This is a genomic window from Blastococcus sp. URHD0036, from assembly GCF_000701365.1.
Taxonomy (GTDB): domain Bacteria; phylum Actinomycetota; class Actinomycetes; order Mycobacteriales; family Geodermatophilaceae; genus Trujillonella.
Window position 1 is genome coordinate 429,534 of record NZ_JNIK01000013.1, and the last position, 26,998, is coordinate 456,531.

Sequence of the window (26,998 nt, forward strand, 5' to 3'; positions counted from 1 at the left end):
CGCGCTCAGCCCTCGCGGGTCGCCAGCAGGCGCTGGGAGAGCACCGAGTCGGCGAAGGACTCCAGCCGGGCCCACACCCGGTGCCGGGTCGGGGCGAAGTTGTGCATGTGGGCACTGCGCGGGACCAGCAGCAGCGACAGGTCCGGCGCCGAGCGGAAGACCCCGAGGTCGGCCAGGGGCTCGACGGTGACGTCCTGCTCGCCGTAGACCAGCAGGACCGGCACGCGGACCGCCGCCGCCTGCCGGGCGACCGCGAAGGGCTCCATGAGCTCGACGGCGCAGTCCGGCACGGTCGCCGACCGCCAGGGCGCGAGGTGCTCGGCGTCCATGTCGGCGGCGACGAGCTCTGGCGGCTCCTCGGGCCAGTGGAAGCTGGCGACGAAGTCGACGTCGCCCATCGCCGCGTACACAGCGTCCATCCCGTCCCCGCGGAACGCCGGCCGGCTCCCCGGCCGCCCCGTCAGCCGGGTCTGGGTGAAGCTGCTGCCCAGTGCGCCGACCGCGGCGAAGGTGCCGTGGGCGGCCTGCGTCCAGACCACGATGTGGCCGCCCATCGACTGGCCGGCGCCGACCGCCACCGCCCCGGGCGCCGCGGGCAGGTCGGGATCCAGGTCTCCGGCACGCACCTGCTCCAGCACCGCGCGGACGGCGGTGTCGCCGGCCGACGCCACCTCGGCGAAGCCCAGCGGGTGCCCGGGCACGGTGCTGTCGCCGACGCCGAGGTGGTCGACGGTGACGGTGAGCTGCCCGCGGTCGGCGTGCCACCGGGCCTGGCTGTGGCCGGGGTGGCCGTCGAGGTCCAGGTCGAAGTAGCGCCGGCCGTAGCCGCCGCCCGGGAAGAGGAAGAGGACGGCGTCGCTGCGCACCGTGTCCGGCACGTAGATGGTGACGGCGAGCTGGGCTCCCCCGCCGACGTCGATCCGGCGGTCCACGCTACGGCTGGGCATGACCGATGAGTACACGGCCGGGATGACCTACCGGAAGGGGTGCGAGAGGATTGCCGCATGGACATCGGACCCCGCGGCGTGTGGCTCTCCCATCTCCCGGAGGGCACCGCCGACCTGCCCCGCGCAGTGGAGGACGCCGGCTACGACGTGCTGTGGATGGCGGGAGGGATCCGGCCCGGCGTCTTCGACCAGATCGAGCAGGTCCTGGCCGCCACCGACCGGATCACCATCGGCATCGGGATCGTCAACATCTGGATGGAGACGGCCGAGTCGGTGACCGCGGGCTGGCACCGGACCGAGGAGCGCTGGCCGGGCCGGCTGCTGGTGGGCCTGGGCATCAGCCACGCGCCGCTGGTGGACAACCTCACCGACCAGACCTACCGGCGCCCCGTGGCGACGATGCGCTCGTTCCTGGACGGCCTGGACGCGCAGACCGACCCGCTGCCGCCGGAGCGCCGGGTGCTCGGTGCGCTGGGCCCGAAGATGCTCGCCCTGGCCGCCGAGCGCACGGCCGGCACGCACCCGTACCACGTGACCGTGGCCAACACGGCCGCCGCACGGGCCGGGGTGGGTCCCGGCCGGCTCGTCGCGCCGGAGCTGCCCGTCGTCCTCACGTCCGACGTAGCGACCGGGCGGGAGACGGCCCGCGAGGCGCTGGCGCCGTACCTGGGCCTGCCCAACTACACGAACAACTGGCTCCGCTCGGGCTTCACCGAGGACGACCTCGCCGGCGGTGGCAGCGACCGCCTCGTCGACGCGATCGTGGCCATCGGGGACGTCGATGCGATCGCGGCGCGGGTCCGGGAACACCGCGACGCCGGGGCCGACCACGTCTGCCTGCAGGTCCTGGGTCCGCGGTCCCACGACGCGGGCGCCTACCGGGAGCTGGCGACCGTCCGCTGACCCGGGTCAGCCCTCGCGGAGCGTGATCACCGACGCCGGGCAGGCCACCGCGGCCGCCCGGGCGGCGGCCTCCTGCCCGGGTGCGGGCGACGGCTCCAGGAGGAGGACCAGCCCCTCGTCCTCGTCCTGGTCGAACAGGTCGGGGGCGTTGAGCACGCACTGACCGGCGCCGATGCACCGGCCCCGGTCGGTCTCGACGATCACGGCAGCTCCTCGTCTCTCATTCGATGCACGTCGTGCATCTATGCACGGCGTGCATGACCAGACTAGCGTCCTCCTCGACGTCCGACGGCCCGGAGAAGAGGACACCCCGATGACCACCGACGACACGCAGACGAGCACCGTCGAGCCGCACCTGATCGAGATGCGCCGCCCGCTCGAGGCCGACATGGTGGAGCACCCGCCCGGCTGCCCGTTCGACCCGGCTCCGGGGCTGCTCGCCCGGCGCGGGCAGGGGCCGGTGCAGCCGATCTCGCTGACCAACGGCCTGACCGTGTACCTGGTGACCGGCTTCGACGAGGGCCGGGCCGTGCTCGCCGACCAGCGGTTCAGCGCCGACAAGTTCCGCAACCGCGACGTCACCGCGATGCAGCCCGAGGAGGTCGCGGCCCTGGGCAAGGAGGCGGCCGGGCGGGGCGTGTGCCCGGTGATCCCGTTCGAGGACGCGCCGCCGCGCACCGACGGCTACTTCATCTTCATGGACCCGCCCGAGCACACCCGGCTGCGCCGGCTGCTCACCGGCCAGTTCACCGTGCGCCGCATGAAGCAGCTGGAGTCCCGGGTGCGGGAGATCGCCGCGGAGCACATCGAGGCGATGCAGGCCGCCGGAACCGGGGCCGACCTCGTCCCGGCCTTCGCGATGCCCATCCCCTCGCTGATGATCTGCGAGCTGCTCGGCGTCGACTACGCCGACCGGGAGGAGTTCCAGGAGTACACGTCCGTGAGCACCAACGTGCTCGCCAGCGACGAGGAGAAGGCGGCCTCGGCCGCCGGGCAGTACGCCTTCATGGGCAAGCTGGTCGCACAGAAGCGGGCCACCCCCGGCGACGACCTCATCTCGGGGCTGATCCAGGTCAGCGACCCGGCGCTGACCGACTCCGAGCTGATCGACATCTCCCTCACGCTGCTCGGCGCCGGCCACGAGACGACGGCGAACATGCTCGGGCTGGGTGCGCTGGCGTTGCTGTCCCACCCCGAGCAGCTCGCCGCGCTGCGGGCGGACCCGACGCTGTTCGACAACGCCGTCGAGGAGCTGCTGCGCTACCTGAGCATCATCCAGCTCGGCGTCACCCGGATCGCCATGGACGACGTCACCCTGGCCGGGGTCGACATCCCCAAGGGCGCGACCGTCATGCTCGCCGCCCCGGAGGCCAACCGGGACCCGGCGCACTTCGACCACCCCGACCAGCTGGACGTGACCCGCCCGCGACCGCCGCACCTGACGTTCGGCCACGGCGTGCACCAGTGCCTGGGTCAGCAGCTGGCGCGGATCGAGATGAGCATCGGCCTGCAGGTGCTGTTCGAGCAGCTGCCCGAACTGCGCCTGGCCGTGCCGGTGGAGGAGGTCCCCGTGAAGAACGAGATGCTCCTCTTCGGCGTGCGCTCCCTGCCGGTGACCTGGGCATGACAGGCAGCTGACGTGGCGGTTGGTACACAGGTCGCCGTGGAGAACGAGGCGGCCGGGCGGCGGGAGCGGAAGAAGACCGCGACGCGGGCCGCGATCCGCGATGCGGCGATCCGGCTCGCTCTCCGCGACGGCGTCGAGCGGGTGACGCTGGAGCAGATCACCGCCGAGGCCGACATCGCCCTGCGCACGTTCTTCAACTACTTCTCCAGCAAGGAGGAGGCGGTCGTCGCCGGCGCCGCGGGCGACTTCCGCGCCTTCGTGGCCGAGTTCCGGGTGCGGCCGCGCAGCGAGTCGGTGCTCCGGGCGCTGCACGAGGCGGCACTCGTCGTGCTCGACCGGGCGTCGGGAGACGGGCAGGACCACATCACCGCCCTGGTGGTGATCCGCGGCGAGCGGTCCCTGGTCCCGCAGCTCCTCGCCGCCCTGGCGGCGCAGGAGTCGGCGCTCGCCGAGGCCATCGCCGAACGGGTGGACGCCGCGGAGGACGACGGCTACCCGCGACTGTGCGCCGCGATCGCTCTGGCGGGGCTGCGGGTCACGCTGGACCAGTGGCTGGAGACCGCCCGCGAGGGCGTCGTCCCCTCGCTCAGGGACCTGCGCGGCGGGCTGGAGCGGACCCTGACGGAGCTCTCGGGCGGCCTCGACCGCCCGAGCGCACCGGAGTGACCCGGGGGGCGCGTCGGCGCCCCCCGGGGACCGGGATCAGGCGCCGAAGCGCAGGCCGCCGTCGAGGCGGATGACGTAGCCGTTGAGGTAGTCGTTCTCGGCGATCTGGTAGGCCAGCTTCGCGTACTCCGCGGGGCGGCCCATGCGCTTGGGGTTGAGCACCATCTTGCCGAAGGTCTCGTCGGCCTTGACCGGGTCCGGGAACGCCGGGGTCAGGAAGGTGCCGGGCGCGATGCCCATGACGCGGATGCCGGCCGGAGCGAGGTCGCGGGCCGCGGCCAGGGTCAGGGCGATGACGCCGCCCTTGGCCATCGCGTAGCTGGTCTGGCCGGGCGCGGCCTCGAAGCCGGCGATGCTCGCGGTCATGATCACGACGCCGCGCTGGTTGTCCTCGAGCGGCTCGTTGCCCTGCATCGACGCGGCCGCGCGGGACAGCACCCGGTAGGTGGCCGTGTAGTAGTACTCGGTCGTCTGGAGGAAGGCCTCCATCGGCATCGGCTTGCCGTCGCGGGAGACGATCCGCTGGGCGGCACCTCCACCGGGGCCGCCGTTGACGATGACGGTCACGCGGAGGGTGCCGAGGGACTGGGCCTTGGCGATGGCGGCGTCGACCGACTCGTCGCTGGTGACGTCGGTGTGCACGAACACGACGTTCTCGCCCAGCTCCGCCGCGATGGCGTTGGCCTTCTCCTCGGCGACGTCGGCGATGACGACCTTGAGGCCCTCGGCCGCGTACTTGCGCACGGTCTGCTCGCCGAACCCGCCGGCGCCGCCGACGACGAGTGCTGATGCTCCAGTGAGGTCCAACGGTCTCTCCGCTCTCCGGGACGCGTACCACCGACACGTCGCGCCCGGCACTGTAAGTGGCCGCGATCACGCGGCGCGACGTCCGTCCTCGATCGAGGGCCGTCCGGATGCGAGCGTGCCCGCCCCGTACGGGCGGATCGGGTGGCCCGCGGTCCGCAACGGGCTCCTCGGGCGCCGTGGCGGCCGGTCGGCGCGGGGATCCGGGTGCTTGACCGAGGCGATCCCCCGGCGGTGCGACGGGACCGTGGACACCGGGACGCGCAGGAGCCCCGCTCACCAGCCCTCCCCCGAGGCGGTGAGCGGGGCTCCTGCGTGCATCCCCCGTGTGTGTCCCCGTTCCCCCCGTGACCCGGTGACGAGAGGGACTCTGCCGCCCGTGCCGCAGGATCCGCGCACCGGTTCCGCACGATTCCCGCACGACCTCACATGTCGCGGTACCGCTTCGCGGCGGCCAGCTTCTCGCGGAGGATCTCGGCCGTGGCCGGTCGGCCGGGACCGGGGAACTCGGTGCCCGGGGCGAGGTAGACGCCGGCGTAGGCCGCGGTGTCACGCTGGAACCGCCAGCCCTCGGCCAGCGGGCCGACGTCGTAGGCGTCGTAGCCGATCGAGTCGAGGAACTCCGTGACGGTCCGCTTCGCCTCGGCGTCGTCGCCCGCGATCGCGATGAGGGACCGCTCGGGGTCCCCGGCGGGGCGCCCCAGCTTGCCCAGGTGCTCGAAGTAGATGTTGTTGAAGCCCTTCACCACGCGGGACTCCGGCAGGTGCGCCTGGAGCAGTTCGCTGACCGTCGTCGACTCGTCGTCGAGCTCGGCGATGTGGCCATCGCGCTCGGGGTAGTAGTTGTTCGTGTCGATCACGACCTTGCCGCGCAGCGGCTCGACCGGGACGTCGCGGTAGGCCTTCAGCGGCACGGTCACGACCACGAGGTCACCCGCCTCCGCGGCCTCCGCCGGGGTCGCCGCCCGCGCCCGCGGCCCGAGTTCGGCCACGAGGTCGGCGAGGGTGTCCGGCCCGCGCCGGTTGCTCAGGACGACGTCGTGGCCGGCGTCGACCGCCAGCCGCGCGAGGGTCCCGCCGATGTGTCCGCTGCCGATGAGTCCGAGAGTCGTCATGCACGCGCCAAGTCCGAGGCGAGGGACCACATTCCCGCCCCGAGCGGATCCGCTCCGCCGGGTGTTGGGGGCCCGCTCGTCCGCTGTGCCCCCACCGCACTCCCGGAGGTCATCCGCCGGCCGGATTCTCGTCCTGCCGGACAGACCCGACCCTGGAGGAAGCCATGACCACGCCGAAGCAGAAGTCGCCCACCACGCCCGCGGACGGACCGCACACCGACGAGCAGGCTCCGCACACCGACTCCGATGGGACGGCCGCGGGCCCCGAGCTGACGGAGCTCAGCCGTACGCGCGACGAGGCGGAGGACCGGGCGCGTGAGCTGCTCGCTGCCGAGGTGCTCCAGGCCACGCGCAACGGCTCCCAGGACGAGCGGGCCCGCCAGCTGGTCCTGGCCGTCCGCCGCGATCTGCTCGTGGAGCTGCGGGAGCAGGAGCAGGAGCAGGCCCGCCGTCAGCTGTCCGCGGCCGCGGACAGCAGCGAGGACGCCGTCGCGGGTCTCGTGCAGGGCGTGACGACGATCGTGCGCAGCCTCGTACCGGCCGTGCTGGTCCGGCCGCAGGAGGCCATCGAGACGACGTTCGCGCTGGCCGACCAGGGGCTGCGCGTCGCACGCCGGCTGGCCCTGGCGGTCACGCACAGCGCGCGCAGCCTCGTCACGACCTGAGCGGACGCGCAGGAGCCCCGCTCACCGACCCTCCCCCGAGGCGGTGAGCGGGGCTCCTTCGTGCTCCCCCGTGCTCCCCCGTGCGTGTCCCCGTTCCCCCGTGACCCGGTGACAAGAGGAACTCTGCCGCTCGTGCCGCACCGTCCGCGCAGGCGTTCCGCACGATCTCCGCAAGAAGTGAGCCCACCGGTCCGCGGCGATGAGTTGTGTGCAATCCATCCCGGATGGGCACCTCGGTGGCATGGCGCAGCCCGAGGTACTCATCGTCGGCGGGGGCAACGCCGGCATCTCCCTGGCAGCGAGACTGCTGCGCGACGGCTTCTCCGGCGTGACGGTCGTGGCCCCGCAACCGCTGCACCGGTACAAGCCACTGCTCAACTACGTGGGCGGCGGCGAGGCCACGATGGCCGACCTCGAGCGCCCCATGGCCGACGTCGTCCCCGACGGCTGCACCTGGATCCGGGACGCCGTCGCGGCGGTCGACCCCGACGCATCGACCGTCCGCACCCGGCTCGGGCGCACCCTGCGCTACTCGACGCTCGTGCTCTGCCCCGGGCTGGAGGAGGACTGGACGGCCACCCCGGGTCTGCAGGAGGCCTACGCCGACGGGTGGGCGGCCTCCACGTACGTACCGGGCAGCACGCCCCAGGTGTGGCCACGGCTGAGGTCGCTGCGTCGCGGTTCCGTCGTCTTCACGGTGCCGCCGGAGCCGGCGTCGTGCGGGCCGACGGCGCTCAAGCCGCTGTTCCTGGCGTGTGACCACTGGCGGCGGGCCGGCGTCCTGGCCGACCTGGAGGTGCGACTGCTCCTCCCCGAGGCGACGCCGACCGGGCTCCCCCAGGCCGACGACGTCCTCGAGCGCGCCCTCGCCGACTACGGCGTCGAGGTGCTGCGGCAGTCGCGGATCGAGCGCGTGGACGCCGACCTGCACTCCCTCACGGTCGGCTCCTCGACCGGAGCGCGGGTGCTCGACGACGTCGCCTTCGCCCACGCCGTCCCGCACTACCGGGCGCCGTCCTGGATCGCCGGCAGCGGCCTGGCCGACCCGGCGACGGGGCTCGTGGACACCGATACGGAGACCCTGCGTTCCCGCCGGCACGGCTCGATCTGGGCGATCGGCGACGCCGCGGGGGTGACCCCCCGCCCGTCCGGTGGCGCACTGCGCAAGCAGGTCGCCGTCCTGAGCGCCAACCTGCGAGCGGCGCGGGACGGCGGCGCGCTCCAGCGCTACGACGGCTACACGGTCGTGCCGATCACCGTCGGCCGGCACACGCTGACGCTGACCGAGGTCGACCGTGACGGCCGGCCGAGCCCCTCCGTGCCGTTCGTCGACCCGACCAAGCCCCGGCGCGCCACGTGGTGGTTCGACCGGTACGCCCTTCCGCAGGTCTACTGGCGGAGGATCCTCCGCGGCCGGGTCTGACCCCCGGGAGCGATGAGTTCCCGCGACGGCGCGGTCATACCCCTGACCGCACCCGCGCGAGAGGACCCCGACATGGACGCCGAGCAGTCCCCGGCCGACGAGTACCGCGAGATCGCCGACCGCTTCACCCGGCTCGTCGAGGGGGTTACGGACGCCGCGACCTGGGACCGGCCCGCCCCCGTCGACGGCTGGACCGCCCGCGACGTCGTCCGGCATCTGGTCGAGTGGTTCCCGGCCTTCCTGCACGGCGGCGCGGGGATCGAGCTGCCCGCCGGGCCGTCGGTGGACGACGACCCCGTCGCCGCGTGGACGACGTTCAGCACGGGCGTGCAGGAGTTGCTCGACGACCCGGCGTCCGCCGAACTCGTGCTGAGCAACCCGCACATCGGCGACATCCCGCTGCCGCAGGCGGTGTCGCAGTTCTTCACCGCCGACGTCTTCATGCACACCTGGGACCTCGCCCGCGCCACCGGACAGGACGAGACCCTCGACGCCGCACGCTGCGCCGTGATGTTCGCGGGCATGGAGCCCCTGGACGAGATGCTGCGCGCGAGCGGTCAGTACGGCCCGCGGGTTCCGGTGCCCGAGGACGCCGACCCGCAGACCAAGCTGCTGGCGTTCATCGGCCGCGACCCGCGCTGACCGGCACCGAGGTCAGGGCGCGCCCTCGCGCAGCTCCACCCACAGGCCCTCGGCCTCGGCGGTGACCTCGTCGCCGTCGTACAGGGCGCCGCGCAGGAACCGCTTGCGGCCCTCCTCCCGCTCGAAGGCCGCCTCGATCCGCAGCCGTCGGCCGACCGGCGTGATCCGGCGGAAGTCGACTCGGAGGTAGGCCGTCCGGCAGCGCGGGCGGTCGGTGCTGGCCAGCCGGCCGAGCACCTCGTCGAACACCAGCGGCAGCACGCCGCCGTGCACCGCCCCGTTGGCGCCGAGGTAGTGGTTCGTGAACGTGACGGCGGCGGAGAACGACTCGTGGTCGACCCGCACGTCGGCCAGCAGCGGACTGAGCACCCGGCTCCCCGACGAGCGCCGGAGGTCGCTCCAGTCGTGGGGCGCGTCCGGCCGCATCGCGTACGACTCGAGCAGGGCGGCCGCCTGCTCGAGGTGGGCCGACACCTGCGCGAGGACCTCGGGCGGCGCCTCGGTGCCGACGACGGAGTCCTGGATGCGGCGGACGGCGCCGGTCAGCCGCGCGAGCTCCGGCTCGGGCGGCTCCTCGGTCAGGCCGAGACTGCGCAGGCCCCCGTCACCGGGCACTGCGAATGTCCTTGGCCGCCTTCTTGCCGGCCTTCTCCTTCTTGTCCTTGCCCTTCCCGGCCTTGGACTCCGCCGCGACGGACTTCCCCGCGGCCTGCTGCTTGCGGGCCTTCTTGCCGCCCTTCGCGGCGCCGTCGTCCGGGACCTCGGCGACCTCGGCGGGCGACGGGGAGACTGCCGCCCGCGAGCCGTTTCCACTCACGGCCTCGGTCAGCAGCGTCCGGAACCCGGTGCCGGCGCGGAACACCGGCACCACCGACGCACCCACCTGCACCGCCTCGCCGGTCCGCGGGTTCCGGGCCGTGCGGGCCGCCCGCTCGCGGCGCTCGAAGGTGCCGAAGCCGGTCAAGGACACGCGCTCCCCGCGGGCGACGCTGCCCTCGATCTCCTCCAGGACCCCGTTGACGGCAGCCACGGCCGCGGTCCGGTCGCCGCTGAGCCGCTCGGTCATCCGAACGATGAGATCGGTCTTGTTCACGGGCGGTCTCCTCGCGTCGCACGTCTGCGCACTCCGCGCAGCCGAGCCACAGACTGCCCCAACCACGCTGGTCAGTGCCACGCCCGGTTCGCCTGCGCCGCGAGACGCGGGAGGTCGCCGGATACGCCCGGCGCACCCCGACCGCACCGCATACTCCACCGGCTGCAGTCGAGTGGTCCGACGGGACCGGGAACGGGGTGTCCGTGGAGCGCAGAGGAGCGGCTCTCGCCGCCGCCGCGGTGGCGGGGGTGGCGATCATCGTCGCCGCCCGGCTGGTGACGGGCGGCGACGACGACTCCCCCGCCCCCGACAGCGCACCGGTGACAGCGCGGGACGGGTGCGAGCTGTTGACCGTGGCCGCCTCGTCGGAGAAGGGCCCGCTGCTCAGCCGCCTCGCCGACGACTACAACGGCCTGGGCCGCGGAGACGACAGCACCTGCGTGACCGTCCGGGTGGAGACCGCCGCCTCCGGCGACATGGAGGCCGCGCTCGTCGACGGGTGGGACGACTCGCGGGTGGCCGCCGGCATCGAACGACCGGACGTCTGGACACCGGCGTCGTCGACCTGGCTGAACCTGCTGCGCTACGAGCAGGCGAGTGCCGACAACCCGATCACCGTGCCTGACTCCCCGGTGCAGATCACCGCCACGCCACTCGTGCTCGCCATGCCGCAGCCGATGGCGGAGGCGATGGGCTGGCCGGAGACGCCCGTCGGCTGGTCCGACGTCCTCGCCCTCGCCGCAGACCCGGCCGGCTGGGGATCGCTCGGGCACCCCGAGTGGGGGAGCTTCACGCTCGGCAAGACCAACCCGTACATCTCCACGTCGGGCCTGGCCGCCACCGTCGGTCAGCTGGCCGCGGCGACCGGGAAGTCCTCGGACCTCACCTCGGCTGACGTCGCCGATCCCGCAGTGCAGCAGCGACTGGGTGCGCTCGAACAGGCCGTCGTGCACTACGGCGACACGACCCTGACCTTCCTGGCCAACCTGCTCGACGCCGACCGGCGCGGCCGCGGCTTGTCCTACATCTCGGCGGTCGCGGTCGAGGAGAAGTCGGTCTTCGACTACAACGCCGGTAACCCCAGCGGTGACCCGGCCACGCTGGCCGACGCGACCCCGCCGGACGTGCCGCTGGTGGCCGTGTACCCGGAGGAGGGAACGCTCTACAGCGACAACCCCTTCGCCGTCCTCGACGCCGACTGGGTGACCGAGCAGCAGCGCGCCGGTGCTGCGGACTTCGCCGACTGGCTGCGGGAGGACGCCCAGCAGGCCGAGTTCGGCGACGCCGGTTTCCGCTCCCTGGACGGGCAGCCGCCGTCGTCCCTGCTCGACGCCGGGACGACGACCGCGCCGTCGCCCGAGCAGCGAGCGTTGACGATCCCGTCGGGCCAGGTGCTCGACGAGGTCCGCAGCGTCTGGGACGACCAGCGCAAGCGGGCCCGCGTCATGCTGCTGATCGACGTCTCCGGCAGCATGGACGAGCCCGCCAACGGCGCCTCGGGCGAGAGCAAGATGGAGTTGGCCAAGCGCGCGGCGCGCGACAGCCTGCCCCAGCTCACCGACACGGACGAGGTCGGACTGACCATCTTCACCACCGACCTGGCGGGCGGCCGCAACCACCAGGAACTGGTGCCGGTCGGCCCACTGGGGGCCAACCGCCAGCAGCTCGACGCCGCCATCGCAGCGTTGCAGCCGCAGAACGGCACCCCGCTCTACGAGGCGACGCAGGCCATGTTCGACACGATGGGCGACGTGGCCGACGACCAGCACATCACCGGAGTCGTCCTGCTCAGCGACGGTCAAAACGAGTACGACGGCGGCATCTCCCAGGAGGATCTGCTCGATCACCTGGAGAGCCGGGCCAGCGAGAACCACGTCCGGGTGTTCACCGTCGCCTACGGCAGCTCGGCGGACCTGGACACGCTGACGAGCATCGCGACGGCCACCCGGGCCAAGGCCTACGACGCGCGGGATGCGACGAACATCGGCCGGGTGTTCACCGCGATCCTGAGCAACTTCTAGGCGGGCGTCGGTGAACCGCTGGTTGGACCCACGGATCGCGCTGCTCGCGGTCTTCCTGGGCCTGCTCGCGACCGTCGGGCTCGGCATGAGCATCGGGATCGGGCTGCTCGTGGTCGTGGGCACGCTCGTGGTCGGGGTCGCCGTCCAGGCGCTGCCCGAGCCCCGGCGAGCCGAGCTGCCGGCGGCCCGCTCCGCCGGGACCGACCAGATGCACCTGGTGGCCGCGATCGAGCAGGCTGTCGCGCGGATCGACGAGCTCTGTGCCTCCGACCTGGTGCCGGCGGTCCGACCCCAGGCCGACGAGGCCGCCGGGCTCGCCCGGTCCGCGCAGTCGACCGCGCGGACCGTGGCCCGCGCCGTCGACCAGTTGGACGCCGCGATCGCGCAGCTCACCGAGGTGGGTCGGCACCGCGGTGCCGACGACGGCGCGACCGGCCGGTTGCGCCGTCGTCGGGACTCGCTGCTGGAGCGGCTGCGCTCGACCGCCGACCAGCTGCTCGACGTCTACGGCAACCTCGTCGAGACCAACGCGACCCTCGCGACCAGCACCCTCGGCACCGGCGACGTGGCCGCCGGCGACGCCCAGGCACTCGAGGCGGTCTCCACGAGCCTCGACGACCTGCGCGTCATCGCCTCCGAGCTCGAGGCGACCGGCCGCCAACTCCCGCCCGGGCAGCCGGGCTGACACGCCCGCAGGCGGTCCGGGTCACGGAAGGGCCTCGACGCCGCCACGATCGTGCATCGGCCCTGGTCGGACTCGGATCGCCCCCTACCGTCGGCCCATGAGGCGCTCCTCAGGCATGGCAGTCCTGGCGCTGGCCGCGGCGTTCCTGGTCGGTTGCTCCAGCTCGTCCGACGAGGGCTCGAGCAGCGTGGACTCGGGCGGCGGGGGTGCGGCCGTTCCGGCGCCCGCCGCCCCGGGCGATACAGGAGGCGGGTCGGCGGACTCCGGCTCCGACACCGAACGCCAGGTCGTCACGACCGCCACCTCCTCGGTGGTCGTCGAGGACCCGGCCGAGTCCGCCCAAGCGGTCAGCGAGCTGGTCGAGTCCGTCGGCGGCCGCGTGGAGCAGCGCACCGAGCAGGCGGCGTCCGAGGACGGCGAGGGCGCCGTCGCCGATCTCGTGGTGCGCGTGCCGGCGGACGAGCTCACCGGCGTCCTGGCCGAGCTCGAAGACCTCGGCGACGTGCGGAACGTGTCGGTGTCCCGCTCCGACGTGACGTCCACGGCGGTCGACCTGGACGCGCGGATCTCGGCGCTGCAGACCTCGGTCGCGCGGCTGCAGTCCCTGATGGACGACGCGGCGAGCACCGAGGCCCTCCTGGCGGCCGAGGGAGCACTGTCGGCACGGCAGGAGCAGCTGGAGTCGCTGCAGTCCCAGCGGGCGTTCCTCGGTGACCAGGTCGAGCTGTCGACGCTGAGCGTGCACCTGGAGCCGGTCGCCGTCGTGGCAGCCGGCGGGGACCCCGGCTTCGTCGACGGGCTGAGCGCCGGGTGGGACGCCCTGCTCGCGGTCGGGAGCGCGGCCGTCGTCGTCCTCGGCACCCTGCTCCCCTGGCTGCCGGTCCTCCTGCTGGTGGCCGGCGCGGTCGTCCTCTCGCTCCGCCGGACCCGGCGGCGGACGGCGCCGATGGCCCCGCCGCCTCCCGCATCACCGTCCCCGACCGCCTGAGGGCACCTCAGCGCGTGGACGCGCGCCCAGACCCTCCCGAGACCTCCCCCACACCACCGAGCGGCCGGCTCCGCTGATTCGCACGTCCGTCGCGCGGCGTTCACACGACTGCGGGAGGGTCGGTGGATGTCGTCGCAGCCAGGGATCGGGACCGTGCCGCTCGCAACGGACTACTCGTCGGACGACCTCGGCCTGGACCTCCGCTGGTGGGCCGCCGCCAACTACCTGACCGTGGGGCAGATCTACCTGCGCGAGAACCCGCTGCTGCGCCGGTCGCTCCAGCACGACGACATCAAGCCGCGGCTGCTCGGCCACTGGGGCACCAGCCCCGGGCTGTCCGCCCTGTACGTGCAGCTGAACCGGCTGATCCGGCGCACCGGGACGCCGTGCCTGTACGTCACCGGGCCCGGGCACGGCGGGCCGGCGCTCGTCGCCAACACCTACCTCGAGGGCACCTACAGCGAGGTCTACCCGGCGGTCAGCCAGGACGCCGGGGGGCTGCTGCGGCTGTTCCGCCAGTTCTCCAGCCCGGGCGGGATCCCCTCCCACGTCAGCGTGCAGACGCCCGGGAGCATCCACGAGGGCGGCGAGCTCGGGTACGCGCTGGTGCACGCCGCCGGCGCCGCCTTCGACTCCCCCGACCTGCTGGTCGCCTGCGTGGTCGGCGACGGCGAGGCCGAGACCGGCCCCCTGTCGGGCTCGTGGAAGATCCCGGCCTTCCTCGACGCCCGACGCGACGGCGCCGTGCTGCCGGTGCTCCACCTGAACGGCTACAAGATCAGCGGCCCGACGGTCTGGGGCCGGTCCTCCGACGAGGAGATCACCGGCTACCTGACCAGCCAGGGGTGGGCACCGGTCTTCGTCTCCGGCGACGACCCGCACCAGGTGTTCCGGGAGCTGGAGGCGGCTCTGCGGCACGCCCACGACCGGATCCGGGAGATCCAGGCCGCCGCGCGCAGCGGCGGCGAGGACCTGCGGCCGGGCTGGCCGGCGATCGTGCTCCGCACCCCCAAGGGCTGGACCGGCCCGCACGAGGTGGACGGCGTGCAGGTCGAGGACACCTTCCGCGCGCATCAGGTGCCGCTGTCCGGTGTGCAGACCGACGACGCCCACCTGGCCCTCCTCGAGCAGTGGATGCGCTCCTACTCCCCGGAGACGCTCTTCACCGACGACGGCGCGCTCGTGCCCGAGCTGGCCGCGCTGGCTCCGGAGGGCGACCTGCGGATGGGCGCGACACCGCACGCCAACGGTGGACGGCGGCGCACCCCACTGGACCTGCCGCCGCTGGAGAACTACGCCGTCGAGGTGCCCTCACCCGGGACCACCTTCCACCAGACGACGCACCCGCTCGGGGAGCTGCTGCGCGACGTCTACGCGCGGACCACCACGGAGGACGGCGGCGGCACCTTCCGGCTGTTCTGTCCCGACGAGACCGCCAGCAACCGGCTTCAGTCGGTCTTCGAGGTCACCGACCGCTGCCTGCAGGCCGAGGTGCTCCCCACCGACGACCACCTGTCACCGCACGGCCGGGTCATGGAGGTGCTGTCGGAACACCTGTGCCAGGGCTGGCTGGAGGGGTACCTGCTGTCGGGCCGGCACGGCATGTTCGCCACCTACGAGGCGTTCGCGATGGTCAGCGCCTCGATGGTGATCCAGCACGTGAAGTGGCTGCAGCACGCGGCCTCGCTGCCGTGGCGGGCGCCGGTCTCCTCGCTGACGATCCTGCTGACCAGCACCTGCTGGCGCAACGACCACAACGGGTTCAGCCACCAGGGCCCGGGCCTCCTCGACACGGTGATCCCGCTGTCGCCGCAGGTCGTCCGGGTCTGGCTGCCGCCGGACGCGAACAGCCTGCTGTCGGTCGCCGACCACTGCCTGCGCAGCACCGACCACGTCAACCTGCTCATCGCCGACAAGCAGCCGCACCTGCAGTACCTGACGCTGGAGGAGGCGAACGCGCACGCCGCGGCCGGCGCGTCGGTGTGGTCGTGGGCCGGGACCGAGCCCGAGAACGGCCGGGACGAGCCGGACGTCGTCCTGGCCGCCGCCGGGGACGTCCCCACCATGGAGACGCTGGCCGCCGCCGAGCTCCTCCGGCAGTGGGTGCCCTACCTGCGCGTGCGCGTGGTCAACGTGATCGACCTGATGGCCCTCCTCCCGCAGGACGACCACCCGCACGGCCTGTCGGAGGAGCGCTTCCTCCAGCTGTTCAGCCGCGACACCGACGTCGTCGTCGCCTTCCACGGCTACCCCCGGGCCGTGCACCAGCTGCTGCACGGCCGCACGAACCCCGGGCGCTTCCACGTGCGCGGCTTCGAGGAGCAGGGCACGACGACCACCCCGTTCGACATGGTCGTGCTGAACCGGATGAGCCGGTACCACCTGGTCCTGGAGGCGCTGCGCCGGTCGCGCCGCGTCCCCGAGCGCGGCGAGGAGCTCGCCCGGTTCTGCCGCGACCAGCTCGCCCGGCACGCCGCCTACGTCCGCGAGCACCTGGAGGACATGCCGGAGGTCCGCGACTGGACCTGGGCCGGTTCGCCGGTCGCGTGACCGACGGCATGCGGATCCTGATCGTCAACGCCGGATCGAGTTCGCTGAAGGTGGCGGTCCTCGAGGACGGCCGGGTCGTCGACTCCTCGGACGGGCTGCCCGAACGGCCACCGGCAGTGGATGCCGTCGGGCACCGGATCGTGCACGGAGGCGCCGATCTGGTGGAGCCCGTCGTCATCGACGCCGCCGTCGAGCAGCAGCTGCGGGACCTGGTGGACCTCGCGCCGCTGCACCAGCCCAAGTCGCTGGACGGGCTGGCCGCGGCGCAGGAGCTGCTGCCGGACGTACCGCACGTGGCCTGCTTCGACACCGCCTTCCACGCCACCCTCCCGGCGGCCGCGTCGACCTTCGCGCTGCCGCAGGAGTGGCGGGACCGGTGGGGCCTCCGCCGCTACGGCTTCCACGGCCTGTCCCACGCCTGGGCGTCGTCCCGCGCGCGGGAGCTGGTGCCCGGAGCCCGCCGCGTGGTCACCTGCCATCTCGGCGCCGGCGCCTCGCTCGCCGCCGTCCTGGACGGGCGCAGCGTCGACACCACGATGGGGTTCACCCCACTCGCCGGGCTGGTGATGGCCACCCGGAGCGGCTCGGTCGACCCCGGTCTGCTGCTGTGGCTCGAGGAGCACGAGGGCCTGCGCCCGCACGAGGTCGCCGACGCCCTGGAGCACTCGTCCGGGTTGCTGGCGCTCGCCGGCACCGGCGACATGCGCGAGGTCCTCGAGCGAGACGACCCGCAGGCCCGGCTCGCGCTGGACGTGTACCTGCACAGCCTGGCGACCCACGTCGCGGCGATGACCGTGGCGCTCGGCGGCCTGGACGTCCTGGTCTTCACCGGTGGCGTCGGCGAGCGCGCACCGGCGGTCCGCGCCGGAGCCGCGGCACGGCTGGCCCATCTGGGCGTCGCCGTCGACCCGCACCGCAACGACGCGGCCACCAGTGCCGACGACGCCGACGTCACCGGCGACGGCGCACGCGTACGCACGCTCGTGGTGCGCTCGCGGGAGGACCTGCAGATCGCCGCCGGCGTCGAGCAGGCCCTCGCCCGCCCCGCCGGCCCACCACACCCCGGGACGACGCCCTGAGCCGAGCAGCTCGCGGCCGTTCCCGCACGACCGCCCCGCACATCCACCCGGGTGGTCCGTCCCGCAGATCCCCGTCCCATCGTCGAGAGGTCGTCCGGTGAACATGAGCGTGCTGCAGTGGTGACGGCCGGTTCGTCCGCGCACCCGATCGAGTTCGAGCAGGTCACGAAGACGTTCGGGAAGCGCACCGTGCTGTCGGACCTGTCGTTCAGCGTCCCGGAGGGGACCGTCGTCGGGATGCTGGGCCCGAACGGGTCGGGCAAGTCGACGGCGATGCGGGTGCTGCTCGGCCTGTACTCCGCGACGTCGGGGCGCGCCCGGGTCCTGGGGCAGGCCAAGGGCGACCGGGGCTTCGCCGAGGCGGTACGGCGGGTGGGCACGATCATCGAGGCCCCGCCGCTGTACAAGCGGCTCAGCCCGATCGACAACCTGCGGATCCGCGTGGCCGCCACCGGCTTCTCCGCCGGTGACGCCGAGGTCCGCGGTCTGCTGAACCGCGTCGGGCTGGCCGGACGTCTCGACGACCCGGTCGGCGACTTCTCCCTCGGCATGCGTCAGCGCGTCGGGATCGCTCTCGCCCTCGTCGGGGACCCGAAGATCGTGGTGCTGGACGAGCCGACCAACGGGCTCGACCCCGCGGGGTCCTTCGAGATCCGCAAGCTGATCCAGGAACTCCCCGGCCGCGGCATCACCACCCTGGTGTGCACCCATCGGCTCGCCGAGATCGAGTCGACCTGCGACTACGCGGTGCTGATGCAGAGGGGCCGCCTGGTCGCGGAGGGCACCCTCGACGAGATCCGGGCCAGGTCGACCGTCGGCGGGCACCGCATCCAGGTGGCGCCGGAGGCGCTGGAGCGCGCCGTCGCCACGCTCACCGCGCTCGGCCTGGGCCAGGTGTCGGTGGACGACGGCGACGTCGTCCTGGCGCGCACGCTCGACGACCCCTCCGTGCTGACCCGCGCGCTCGCGCAGCAGGGCATCTACCTGCGCGGCCTGCAGACCCAGCACGCCAATCTCGAGGAGGCCTTCCTCGAGATCACCGGCACCGACCAGGACGGGACGCAGCCGTGAACGCCGAGCTCCTGAAACTGCGACTCCTGGCCCTCCCCCGCTGGACGGCGATCGCCGTCCTGGGCGGGGTGGTGGTGACCGGCGCGATGCTCGACGTTTTCCCCCGTGACGACGGCGCCGCGTTCATCGGCGTCATGGGCACCGTGACCAGCCTGCTCACCGAGATCGCGGCCATCGTGCTGGGCGCCTGGGCGGCGACCCTGGAGTTCAACTCCGGGGCCCTCCAGCGGACGTTGACCGCCCAGGCCGACCGGAGCCGGGTGCTCCTCGCGAAGCTCGGGGTCCTCGTCCTCGCCGTTGCCGCACTGGCGATCGCCGCAGCCGCCGCTGCCGGTGGCCTCGTCGACGTCGTGACCCGGCAGCAGGGCATCGACCTCGACCGCGGCGAGCTGGCCCGGACCCTCTTCGCCAACGTGCCCGCAGCCATCACGGTGACGGTCGTCGCCTTCGGGCTCGGACTGCTCACCCGCTCGATCGGCGGCGCCATCACCGTGGCGCTGACCTTCGTGCTGGTCCTGCCCGGCCTCCTCGTCTTCCTGCCCGCGGTGAACCGGCTGGTGTACGCGACGTTCGAGGGCGACATGACCAGCCGCCTGGCCGGCGACGTCGCGCCCGGCGTCGAGGTGCACTCACTCCCGGTGGCGGTCCTCGGCGTCGTCGTCTGGGCGGTGGTCCTGCTCGTGCCCGGCTGGCTGCGCTTCCTGCGCGACGACCTGAAGTAGGTCAGACGTTGAAGCGGAACTCCACGACGTCGCCGTCCTGCATCACGTAGTCCTTGCCCTCGATCCGCACCCAGCCCCTGGACTTCGCCTCGGTCATCGAGCCGGCCTCCATGAGGTGGTCGAAGGAGACGACCTCGGCCTTGATGAAGCCGCGCTGGAAGTCGGTGTGGATCACCCCGGCGGCCTGCGGGGCGGTGGCGCCGACCGGGATGGTCCAGGCCCGCGACTCCTTGGGGCCGGCGGTCAGGTAGGTCTGCAGCCCGAGGGTGCGGAAGCCGACCTTCGCCAGCTGGTCGAGGCCGGGCTCGTTCTGGCCGATCGACTCCAGCAGCTCGGCTGCCTCGTCGGCCGGCAGCTCGATCAGCTCGGACTCCGTCTGCGCGTCGAGGAAGATCGCCTCGGCCGGGGCCACCAGCGCGCGGAGCTCGGCCAGCTTGGCCTCGTCGCCCAGCTCGTCGGCGTCCACGTTGAAGACGTAGAGGAACGGCTTCGTCGTCAGCAGCGTGAGCTCGCGCAGCGGCTCGGGGTCGACACCGGCGGCGAACAGCGTCTTCCCGGAGTTCAGCACCTCCTGCGCGGCGACGGCGGCGTCGTGCAGGGCCTTGCGCTCCTTGTCCTTGCGCGACTCCTTCTCCAGCCGCGGGATCGCCTTCTCCAGCGTCTGCATGTCCGCCAGGACGAGCTCGGTGTTGATCGTCTCGATGTCGTCAGCCGGGTCGACCTTGCCCTCGACGTGGACGACGTCGGGGTCGCTGAAGACGCGGATCACCTGGCAGATCGCGTCGCTCTCGCGGATGTTGGCGAGGAACTTGTTGCCCAGCCCCTGGCCCTCGCTGGCGCCACGCACGATGCCGGCGATGTCCACGAACGACACCGTCGCCGGGATGATCTTCTGCGAGCCGAACACCTCGGCCAGCCGGGCCAGGCGCGGGTCGGGCACCCCCACGACGCCGACGTTGGGCTCGATCGTGGCGAACGGGTAGTTCGCCGCGAGGACGTCGTTCTTGGTCAGCGCGTTGAACAGCGTCGACTTGCCGACGTTGGGGAGACCGACGATCCCGATGGTGAGACTCACGGGAGACCAGCCTACGGCGCCCCCGGTCCGCGCCTGGGAGCATCCCGGCCATGCGCGCCACCACTGCCGCCGGACTCGCCGTCGTCGTCGCCGGAGCGGCCGTCGCCGCCCGCCGCCGCGCGGGCCGCCCCACGCCGCCCGCGCCCGAGGTGCCCCCGCCCCCGTCGGGCCAGGTCCGCACGGTCCGCACGGAGGACGGCGTCGACCTGCACGTCGAGGTCTTCGGCGCCGAGCACCCCGCCGCGACAGTCGTCCTGGCACACGGGTACGTGCAGTCCTCGCGGCTGTGGGCCGGCCAGATCCGGGACCTCCTCGAGGCCCGGTCCGACCTGCGGGTGGTCACCTACGACCACCGCGGCCACGGGTCCTCCGGCCCGACGACCCGCGACACGGCCACCATCGAGCAGCTCGCGCGCGACCTCGCCCGGGTGCTCGAGGAGGTCGCGCCGGAGGGACCGGTCGTGCTCGGCGGGCACTCCATGGGCGGCATGACGGTCATCGCCCTGGCCGAGCAGCGGCCCGAGCTCTTCGGCGACCGCATCGTCGGGGTGGCGCTCGTCGGCACCAGCTCCGGCGGCCTCGACGCGGTGACCTACGGCCTGCCGGCCCCGGTCGCGAAGGTCGTCAAGAAGCTGCTGCCGGTGCTCAACGAGCGGGCGGTCAAGGCGGAGTCGGCCGGGAAGAAGCGTCCCGTCGGCACCCTCGACATGTGGCTGATCTTCAGCGGCACCGCTGACGCGGCCGACATCGCGGCGGCGACGGAGGTGCACCGCGGCACCACCGCCGAGACGGTCGCCGCGTTCCTGCCGACGTTCTCCACCCACGACCGCGTCACGGCCCTGGCGGCGCTGAGCGACGTCCCGGTACTGATCGCCGTCGGGGACGCCGACCGGCTCTGCCCGGTCGAGCACAGCCGCACGATGGCCGATGCGCTGCCCGACGCCGAGCTCGCGGTCTACCCGGGAGTCGGCCACATGGTCCAGATGGAGCGCCGGCGGGAGGTCAGCGACCGGCTGCTCGCGCTCGTGGACAAGGCGCTCAGCCCGGCACCGGCTGTCTGACCCAGCGGTCCCGGGCGGCCGTGCGGCCGCCCGGGAGCGCTGAGCGATCAGGCTGCCGAGAGGGCGGTCTCGATGTCGCCGCGGATCTGCTCCGGCGGCACGCTCGGCTCGTAGCGGCGGATGACCTCGCCGTCGCGGCCGACGAGGAACTTGGTGAAGTTCCACTTCACCTCGTCGGTGCCCAGCGCCTCGGGCTTGATCTTCGCGATGTGGTCGTAGAGGCCGGGCGCGGTCTCGGCGGTGAAGTCGCCGGGGTCGGCCGCGCGCAGGTAGGCCCACAGCGGGTGCGCGTCTTCGCCGTTGACGTCGATCTTCGCGAAGACCGGGAACTTGACGCCGTACTGAGTCGAGCAGAACTCCTGGATCTCCTCGTTCGTCCCCGGCTCCTGGCCCATGAACTGGTTGGACGGGAAGCCGAGCACCTCCAGGCCCTTGTCGCTGTAGTCCTCGTAGAGCCGCTCGAGGCCCTCGTACTGCGGGGTCAGCCCGCACTTGCTCGCGACGTTGACGACGAGCAGGACCTTCCCCGCGTAGTCGCTCAGGCGCTGGGTCGAGCCGTCGGCGGCGTCGACGGTGAAGTCGTGGGTCTTCATGCGGGGTCCTCTCGCGCGGCGGATGGGGCTGCAACCGCAAGCCCTACCAGAACTCGGGCTATTCCCCCCGGCTCAGTAGAGCGTCGCGTTGACCTTCTCGGTGAGGTCGTCGAAGAGCGTCTCGACCTCCGGTCGGGCGAGGGCCTCGGCGTAGATCCGGCCGAAGGAGACGCGGGTCGGCTCGTCCCAGGTCTCTGGATCCCACAGCCCGGCCCGCTTCGCCGACCGCACGCAGTGGAAGGCGGCGCGGTCGATCTCGACGCGGATGGCGAGCTCCGCCGGGCGGCCGCCGGCCGACAGCCGCGCGCACACGTCCTCGTCGTCGATCAGGGTCGCTCGCCCGGAGATCCGCAGCACCTCGTGCGTGGCCGGCCGGATCATCAGGATGCCGACCCGGGGGTCGGCCAGGATGTTGGCCAGGCTCAACGCGAACTGGTTGCCCTTGCGCTCGGGGATAAGCAGGGTCCGGTCGTCGACGACCCCGACGAAGCCCGGCTGGTCCCCCTTCGGGCTCAGCTCCAGACCCCAGGTGCCCACCGTGCCCAGCACGAGGAACGGGCTGCCCGCGACGAAGGCCGTCCCCTGCGCGCAGAGCCGGTCGCGGATCTTCGCGAACGCCGTCGGGCTGGGCTCCGGGATGATCGCCCGGAGCTGGTCGATCGTGCTGATGCGACCCATGGGTCGTTCCTCCGCTCGGCGGGGCATGAACGTCTGTTCATCGAATCAGGTCATCGTTCAGCAGGCCAGCCCCTCGACGTCCCGCACCGACGTCCGCGCCGATGGGAGAGGCTGGCGTCGTGGCGATCGAGTCGACCGGCGGCGGGGACCCCGCCCGCACGATGGCCCTGCTGTGGCGGGCGCCTGCCGAGCCCGTGCGCCGCCCCGGACCGCGCGCCGGCATCGACGTCGACCGGATCGTCACCGCGGCGGTCACGCTCGCCGACGCCGAGGGCCTGGCCGCGGTCACGATGCGCCGGCTGGCGACCGAGCTCGGCGTCGGTGCGATGACCCTCTACACGCACGTGCCGGGCAAGGCCGAGCTGGTGGACCTCATGTACGACGCCGTGCTCGGCGAGGTCCACCCCTCCCCGCCGGCCGGGGACTGGCGCGAGCGGCTGACCGCCGTGGCGCGCGCCAACTGGGAGCTCTACGTCCGCCACCCCTGGGCGGCGCACCTGGGCACCGGCCGGCCGATCCTCGGCCCGAACCTGATGCGCAAGTACGACCTGGAACTGGGCGCCGTCGACGGGCTCGGCCTGTCCGAGGTCGACATGGAACTGGTCATCACGCTGGTCGGCGACTTCGTCCGCGGCAGCGTGGGCGGCCTGCACGACAAGCACGCCGCCGAGCGCGCCAGCGGGCTGACCGACGAGCAGTGGTGGCGCGCGACCGAACCGCACATCGAGCGGGTCTTCGACGCCGAGCGCTTCCCCACCGCGGCGCGGGTCGGACCGGTCGCCGGCCCCGAGCTCGGTGCCGGCGATCCGGCGCGGTCGTTCGAGTTCGGCCTCGCCCGACTGCTCGACGGGATCGCGGTGCTGGTCGAGCGCTGAGCCGGCGCACACCGATGACGTCCGCCTCCCCGGACGGTCTGTCCTGCATGACCGCACCCCGCGAGATCGCCGAGGCCTTCTCCCGCCACCGCTTCCGCGACGTCTACCCCGCACTCGCCGAGGAGGTGGTGTGGACCTCCCGTGGCGGCGGGCCGACGCTGCGTGGCCGGCAGGCGGTGATCGACGCCTGCGAGGAGTCCCTCGCCGGGCTCGCCGACGCCTCGGTCGACTTCCGCCGCGTCGTCGTGGCCGCCGACGACCGGGCCGCGGCGGTCGACGTGGTGGCCCGCTACGTCGAGGGCGACGAGGTGTCGGTGGTGTCGTCCTGCGACGTCTACGAGTTCGCCGACGGCGCCGTCGTCGCGATCACGACCTACGCGGTGGAGCTCGACGACCAGGACTCCTGACCGGCTCACGGCGGCGTCCGATTCCCGCCAGTACCCGGCGGCCGCGGGTGGCACGCTGGTCCCCATGACGGCCTCCCTGGAGCACGAGCGCTGCTACCGCGCGGTGGCCAGCCGGGACGCCCGCTTCGACGGGTGGTTCTTCACCGCGGTGCGGACGACGCGGATCTACTGCCGGCCCTCCTGCCCGGCGCGCACCCCGCTCGCGGCCAACGTCTCCTTCTTCGCCACCGCGGCCGGCGCCCAGGCCGCCGGCTACCGCGCCTGCAAGCGCTGCCGCCCCGACGCGGTGCCCGGCTCGCCCGAGTGGGACGCCCGCGCCGACGTCGTCGCCCGGGCGATGCGGTTGATCGCCGACGGCGAGGTGGAGCGCTCCGGCGTCCCCGGGCTGGCGTCCCGCCTGGGCTACTCCGAGCGGCAGCTGCACCGGCACCTGGTCGGCGAGCTCGGGGTCGGCGCACTCGCGCTGTCCCGGGCACAGCGCGCCCAGACCGCGCGTGTCCTCCTGGAGACCACGGCGATCCCGGTGGCCGACGTGGCCTTCGCCGCGGGCTTCGCCAGCATCCGCCAGTTCAACGACACGATCCGCGAGGTCTTCGCCGCGACGCCGTCGGACATGCGCCGCCGCCGTCCCGGCGCCGAGGCCGGCACCCCCGGCGAGCTCACCGTCCGGCTGGCCGCCCGCCCGCCGTTCGACGCCGCCGAGGTGCTGCTGTTCCTGGGCGCGCACGCGGTGCCCGGCCTCGAGGAGTGGGACGGGACGACGTTCTCCCGCGTGCTCGACCTGCCGCACGGCCCCGCGGTCGTGCAGCTCTCCCCCGGAGACGGGTCCGCGGTCACCGCCCGGCTGCGGCTGGCCCAGCTCCGCGACCTCGGCGCGGCGGTGGCGCGGTGCCGCCGGATGCTGGACCTCGACGCCGATCCCTCCGCCGTCGACGGCGTGCTCGGCGCCGATCCGGCGCTGGCCGCCCTCGTCGCCGCGGCGCCGGGCCGGCGGGTGCCCGCCTCCCCCGATGCCGCCGAGCTCGCGGTGCGCGCGGTGCTGGGCCAGCAGGTGTCGGTGGCCGGCGCCCGGACACTGACCGCGCGGCTGCTGCCGCTGGGTGGCACCCCGCTGCCCGAGCCCGTCGGCACCCTCACGCACGCCTTCCCGCGGCCCGAGGCGCTGGCCGGGGCCGATCTCTCGACGGTCGGGCTCACCGGGGCCCGCCGGCGCACCGTGACCGCGCTGACCAGCGCACTGGCCCGCGGGGACGTCGTCCTCGATCCCGGCGCCGACCGCGAGGAGGCGGGCCGCTCGCTGCTCGCCGTCCCGGGGATCGGCCCGTGGACGGCTGCGCTGGTCGGCCTCCGCGGTCTCGCCGACCCCGACGTGTGGCTGCCCGGCGACCTCGCCCTGCGCCGCTCGCTGGCCGCCCTCGGCTCCTCGGACGCCGACGCCCTCACCCGCTGGCGCCCGTGGCGCTCCTACGCGGTGCTGCACCTCTGGGCGCTGGCCGTGCCCGCCCTCTTCACCCGTCCCCTGCCCGCCACCTCCGATCGGAGCGCCTCGTGATCCCCACCCACCCCGCCGGCATGACCGCCGCCCGCTACGCCACCGTGCCCACCCCGCCCGGGCCGTTCACCGTCGTGGTGACCGAGGGCGCGGACGGCGCCGACGTCGTCCTCGCCGGTGGCTGGACCGAGGAGGTCGGCGACCTGCTGCCCGTGATCCACCGCTCGCTGCGCCCGGACTCGGTGGCGCCCGCCCAGCGGCTGGCGGTGCTCGACGTCGTCGAGGCCTTCCACGCCGGCGAGGTGGGGGTGATCGACGACGTCGTCGTGCAGCAGCGGTCCGGGCCGTTCCTGACCGAGGCGTGGGAGGTGCTGCGCACCGTGCCCGCCGGCCGGCCGGACACCTACGCCGGCTTCGCCGCCCGCTGCGGCCGGCCCGCCGCGATCCGGGCCGCCGCCAACGCCTGCGCCCGCAACGCCGCGGCGCTGTTCGTGCCCTGCCACCGGGTCATGGGGTCCGACGGCGGGATGGGCGGCTTCCGCTGGGGCACCGACGTCAAGCGCTGGCTGCTCGACCACGAGGCCCAGCACGCCGCCGTCCCCGCCGCCTGACCTCGCGAGGCATAGGAAGCAATACCCACGTCCTGCGGGCCAAGACGTGGGTATTGCTTCCTATGCCGGTCCCCGGGCGGGGCTGACCGGTTCTGTCGGTGGGGTGCTGCACGCTTCCGCTCGTGGACGCCGCCTCCCTCCTCCTCGGCCTGCTGCTGGGCGCGTTGCTGGCCACCGCGGTCACCCTCGGGGTCGTCGCCCTGCTGGCCCGCCGCCGGCCGGCGGAGGCGGGGCTGGAACCGGTGCACGAGTCGCTCGACCACCTGCACCGCCTGCTGGCCGGCATCGAGCGCGACCGGGCCACCGCCCACGGGGAGCTCCGGGAGCAGATGGGCACGGTCGGCCAGACCTCGGCGATGCTCCGCCAGGAGACCGCCGCCCTCGTCACGGCGCTGCGCACCCCGCACGTGCGCGGGCGGTGGGGCGAGGTCCAGCTGCGCCGGGTCGTGGAGGTGGCCGGTCTCCTGGAGCACTGCGACTTCGTCGAGCAGCCCTCGGGCACCAACGACAGCGGCGCGGGCGTCCGCCCCGACCTGGTCGTGACCCTGGCCGACGGCCGGCAGGTGGTGGTCGACGCGAAGGTGCCGTTCACCGGCTACATCGACGCGGTGCAGGCGACCGACCAGGCGGTCCGGGCGGAGCGGGTGGCCGACCACGCCCGCCAGCTCCGGGCGCACGTCGACGCGCTCGCCGCCCGCCGCTACCCGACCGCCTTCCGGCCCGCGGCGCCGTTCACCGTCCTCTTCGTCCCCTCCGACGGCTTCCTCACCACCGCGCTGGAGGCCGAGCCCGGCCTGCTCGAGTACGGCTTCGGCAAGGACGTCGTCCTGGCCACGCCGAGCACCCTGCTCGCACTGCTCCGCACGGTCGCCTACTCCTGGCGGCAGGAGCGGCTGGCCCGCGACGCCGACCAGGTGCTGGAGGTCGGCCGCCGGCTGCACGCCCGCCTGACGACCCTGTCCGGTCACCTCACCCGCCTCGGGTCGGCGCTGGGCACCGCGATGGCGCGCTACAACGACACGGTCGGCTCCTACGAGCGGTCGGTGCTGGCCGCCGCCCGTCGGTTCGACGAGCTGGGGGTCGCCGAGACCGAGGTGCCCACCCCACCGCCGATCGAGGCCACCGTCCGGGCGCTGCGGCCGCCGGTCCCCCAGGAGGACGGCGCCACGACCTTCACCGAACCCCGCGACGGCACCATCGGGTGA

Annotated in this window: 28 protein-coding genes; 19 read left to right on the forward strand and 9 right to left on the reverse strand. The window is 73.6% G+C overall.

The window, feature by feature from the left end; genetic code table 11:
• Window positions 1-5: 5 nt before the first annotated feature.
• Window positions 6-947 carry an alpha/beta fold hydrolase gene (locus tag N555_RS0111925; protein WP_156036326.1) on the reverse strand — a complete coding sequence of 314 codons (942 nt, stop codon included), beginning with the start codon at window positions 945-947 and terminating at the stop codon, window positions 6-8.
• A 57-nt stretch (window positions 948-1,004) separates the two neighbouring features.
• On the opposite strand from N555_RS0111925, the gene N555_RS0111930 reads away from it, so the two are divergent.
• Window positions 1,005-1,850, forward strand: coding sequence for a TIGR03620 family F420-dependent LLM class oxidoreductase (locus tag N555_RS0111930; protein ID WP_029431717.1), 846 nt, complete (start codon window positions 1,005-1,007; stop codon window positions 1,848-1,850).
• Window positions 1,851-1,856: 6 nt separating this feature from the next.
• On the opposite strand, the gene N555_RS28315 is transcribed toward N555_RS0111930, so the two are convergent.
• The gene (locus N555_RS28315) at window positions 1,857-2,054 is read right to left on the reverse strand and encodes a ferredoxin (protein WP_029431718.1); all 198 of its coding nucleotides are present in this window, start codon (window positions 2,052-2,054) and stop codon (window positions 1,857-1,859) included.
• A gap of 109 nt (window positions 2,055-2,163) precedes the next feature.
• Between N555_RS28315 and N555_RS0111940 the strand changes: the two genes are divergently transcribed.
• Window positions 2,164-3,477: a cytochrome P450 gene (locus N555_RS0111940; RefSeq protein WP_029431719.1), complete on the forward strand. Its 1,314-nt coding sequence runs from the start codon at window positions 2,164-2,166 to the stop codon at window positions 3,475-3,477.
• A gap of 36 nt (window positions 3,478-3,513) precedes the next feature.
• The gene (locus N555_RS0111945) at window positions 3,514-4,143 is read left to right on the forward strand and encodes a TetR/AcrR family transcriptional regulator (protein ID WP_051683979.1); all 630 of its coding nucleotides are present in this window, start codon (window positions 3,514-3,516) and stop codon (window positions 4,141-4,143) included.
• Between the two features lie 36 nt (window positions 4,144-4,179).
• On the opposite strand, the gene N555_RS0111950 is transcribed toward N555_RS0111945, so the two are convergent.
• Both N555_RS0111950 and N555_RS0111955 read right to left on the reverse strand, forming a co-directional pair.
• Window positions 4,180-4,950, reverse strand: a complete 771-nt coding sequence (locus N555_RS0111950) for an SDR family NAD(P)-dependent oxidoreductase (RefSeq protein ID WP_029431721.1) — start codon at window positions 4,948-4,950, stop codon at window positions 4,180-4,182.
• Between the two features lie 422 nt (window positions 4,951-5,372).
• Complete coding sequence (locus N555_RS0111955; RefSeq protein WP_029431722.1) at window positions 5,373-6,062, reverse strand: NADPH-dependent F420 reductase; 690 nt, start codon at window positions 6,060-6,062, stop codon at window positions 5,373-5,375.
• 164 nt (window positions 6,063-6,226) lie between these two features.
• Between N555_RS0111955 and N555_RS0111960 the strand changes: the two genes are divergently transcribed.
• From N555_RS0111960 to N555_RS0111970, 3 genes are all read left to right on the forward strand, one after another.
• Window positions 6,227-6,727, forward strand: a complete 501-nt coding sequence (locus tag N555_RS0111960) for a hypothetical protein (protein WP_029431723.1) — start codon at window positions 6,227-6,229, stop codon at window positions 6,725-6,727.
• 241 nt (window positions 6,728-6,968) lie between these two features.
• Window positions 6,969-8,150, forward strand: coding sequence for an NAD(P)/FAD-dependent oxidoreductase (locus tag N555_RS0111965; protein WP_029431724.1), 1,182 nt, complete (start codon window positions 6,969-6,971; stop codon window positions 8,148-8,150).
• A gap of 72 nt (window positions 8,151-8,222) precedes the next feature.
• Entirely contained in the window at window positions 8,223-8,792 is a 570-nt protein-coding gene (locus N555_RS0111970; RefSeq protein WP_029431725.1) for a TIGR03086 family metal-binding protein, read from the forward strand.
• A gap of 12 nt (window positions 8,793-8,804) precedes the next feature.
• Here the strand turns inward: N555_RS0111970 and N555_RS0111975 are convergent, their stop codons facing one another.
• Both N555_RS0111975 and N555_RS29265 read right to left on the reverse strand, forming a co-directional pair.
• The gene (locus N555_RS0111975; RefSeq protein ID WP_051683980.1) at window positions 8,805-9,407 is read right to left on the reverse strand and encodes a PaaI family thioesterase; all 603 of its coding nucleotides are present in this window, start codon (window positions 9,405-9,407) and stop codon (window positions 8,805-8,807) included.
• The gene (locus N555_RS29265; RefSeq protein ID WP_029431727.1) at window positions 9,397-9,885 is read right to left on the reverse strand and encodes an HU family DNA-binding protein; all 489 of its coding nucleotides are present in this window, start codon (window positions 9,883-9,885) and stop codon (window positions 9,397-9,399) included. Before N555_RS29265 ends, N555_RS0111975 begins: the two co-directional genes overlap by 11 nt.
• 203 nt (window positions 9,886-10,088) lie before the next feature.
• Here N555_RS29265 and N555_RS0111985 point away from each other — a divergent pair, with 203 nt between their 5' ends.
• The 7 genes from N555_RS0111985 to N555_RS0112015 all read left to right on the forward strand — a co-directional run bounded on the left by N555_RS0111985 (window position 10,089) and on the right by N555_RS0112015 (window position 19,001).
• A complete protein-coding gene (locus tag N555_RS0111985; protein ID WP_156036328.1) occupies window positions 10,089-11,906 on the forward strand; it encodes a substrate-binding and vWA domain-containing protein in 1,818 nt (605 codons plus the stop codon).
• A gap of 10 nt (window positions 11,907-11,916) precedes the next feature.
• On the forward strand, window positions 11,917-12,591 hold the full coding sequence (locus N555_RS0111990; protein ID WP_029431729.1) for a hypothetical protein: 675 nt from the start codon (window positions 11,917-11,919) through the stop codon (window positions 12,589-12,591).
• Window positions 12,592-12,688: 97 nt separating this feature from the next.
• Entirely contained in the window at window positions 12,689-13,579 is an 891-nt protein-coding gene (locus N555_RS0111995) for a DUF4349 domain-containing protein (protein WP_081866151.1), read from the forward strand.
• Between the two features lie 153 nt (window positions 13,580-13,732).
• Complete coding sequence (locus N555_RS0112000; RefSeq protein ID WP_029431731.1) at window positions 13,733-16,129, forward strand: phosphoketolase family protein; 2,397 nt, start codon at window positions 13,733-13,735, stop codon at window positions 16,127-16,129.
• Window positions 16,126-17,208 carry an acetate/propionate family kinase gene (locus N555_RS0112005; protein WP_197028976.1) on the forward strand — a complete coding sequence of 361 codons (1,083 nt, stop codon included), beginning with the start codon at window positions 16,126-16,128 and terminating at the stop codon, window positions 17,206-17,208. Before N555_RS0112000 ends, N555_RS0112005 begins: the two co-directional genes overlap by 4 nt.
• A gap of 120 nt (window positions 17,209-17,328) precedes the next feature.
• Window positions 17,329-18,279 carry an ABC transporter ATP-binding protein gene (locus N555_RS0112010; protein ID WP_029431733.1) on the forward strand — a complete coding sequence of 317 codons (951 nt, stop codon included), beginning with the start codon at window positions 17,329-17,331 and terminating at the stop codon, window positions 18,277-18,279.
• Window positions 18,276-19,001: an ABC transporter permease gene (locus N555_RS0112015; RefSeq protein WP_029431734.1), complete on the forward strand. Its 726-nt coding sequence runs from the start codon at window positions 18,276-18,278 to the stop codon at window positions 18,999-19,001. The genes N555_RS0112010 and N555_RS0112015 overlap by 4 nt, the downstream gene beginning before the upstream one ends.
• Window position 19,002: 1 nt before the next feature.
• Here N555_RS0112015 and ychF read toward each other — a convergent pair whose 3' ends face one another.
• Window positions 19,003-20,076, reverse strand: a complete 1,074-nt coding sequence (gene ychF / locus N555_RS0112020; RefSeq protein WP_029431735.1) for a redox-regulated ATPase YchF — start codon at window positions 20,074-20,076, stop codon at window positions 19,003-19,005.
• Between the two features lie 50 nt (window positions 20,077-20,126).
• On the opposite strand from ychF, the gene N555_RS0112025 reads away from it, so the two are divergent.
• Window positions 20,127-21,137 carry an alpha/beta fold hydrolase gene (locus N555_RS0112025; protein ID WP_029431736.1) on the forward strand — a complete coding sequence of 337 codons (1,011 nt, stop codon included), beginning with the start codon at window positions 20,127-20,129 and terminating at the stop codon, window positions 21,135-21,137.
• Between the two features lie 47 nt (window positions 21,138-21,184).
• Here N555_RS0112025 and N555_RS0112030 read toward each other — a convergent pair whose 3' ends face one another.
• Window positions 21,185-21,730, reverse strand: coding sequence for a glutathione peroxidase (locus N555_RS0112030; protein WP_029431737.1), 546 nt, complete (start codon window positions 21,728-21,730; stop codon window positions 21,185-21,187).
• 72 nt (window positions 21,731-21,802) lie between these two features.
• Complete coding sequence (locus N555_RS0112035; protein WP_029431738.1) at window positions 21,803-22,408, reverse strand: MSMEG_1061 family FMN-dependent PPOX-type flavoprotein; 606 nt, start codon at window positions 22,406-22,408, stop codon at window positions 21,803-21,805.
• A 119-nt stretch (window positions 22,409-22,527) separates the two neighbouring features.
• On the opposite strand from N555_RS0112035, the gene N555_RS0112040 reads away from it, so the two are divergent.
• The 5 genes from N555_RS0112040 to N555_RS0112060 all read left to right on the forward strand — a co-directional run bounded on the left by N555_RS0112040 (window position 22,528) and on the right by N555_RS0112060 (window position 26,998).
• Window positions 22,528-23,283 carry a TetR/AcrR family transcriptional regulator gene (locus tag N555_RS0112040; RefSeq protein WP_197028977.1) on the forward strand — a complete coding sequence of 252 codons (756 nt, stop codon included), beginning with the start codon at window positions 22,528-22,530 and terminating at the stop codon, window positions 23,281-23,283.
• Between the two features lie 47 nt (window positions 23,284-23,330).
• On the forward strand, window positions 23,331-23,690 hold the full coding sequence (locus N555_RS0112045) for a nuclear transport factor 2 family protein (RefSeq protein ID WP_029431740.1): 360 nt from the start codon (window positions 23,331-23,333) through the stop codon (window positions 23,688-23,690).
• A gap of 64 nt (window positions 23,691-23,754) precedes the next feature.
• Window positions 23,755-25,242, forward strand: a complete 1,488-nt coding sequence (locus tag N555_RS0112050) for an AlkA N-terminal domain-containing protein (RefSeq protein ID WP_029431741.1) — start codon at window positions 23,755-23,757, stop codon at window positions 25,240-25,242.
• Entirely contained in the window at window positions 25,239-25,793 is a 555-nt protein-coding gene (locus tag N555_RS0112055) for a methylated-DNA--[protein]-cysteine S-methyltransferase (RefSeq protein WP_231502711.1), read from the forward strand. The genes N555_RS0112050 and N555_RS0112055 overlap by 4 nt, the downstream gene beginning before the upstream one ends.
• Window positions 25,794-25,915: 122 nt before the next feature.
• Window positions 25,916-26,998: a DNA recombination protein RmuC gene (locus N555_RS0112060; protein WP_231502712.1), complete on the forward strand. Its 1,083-nt coding sequence runs from the start codon at window positions 25,916-25,918 to the stop codon at window positions 26,996-26,998.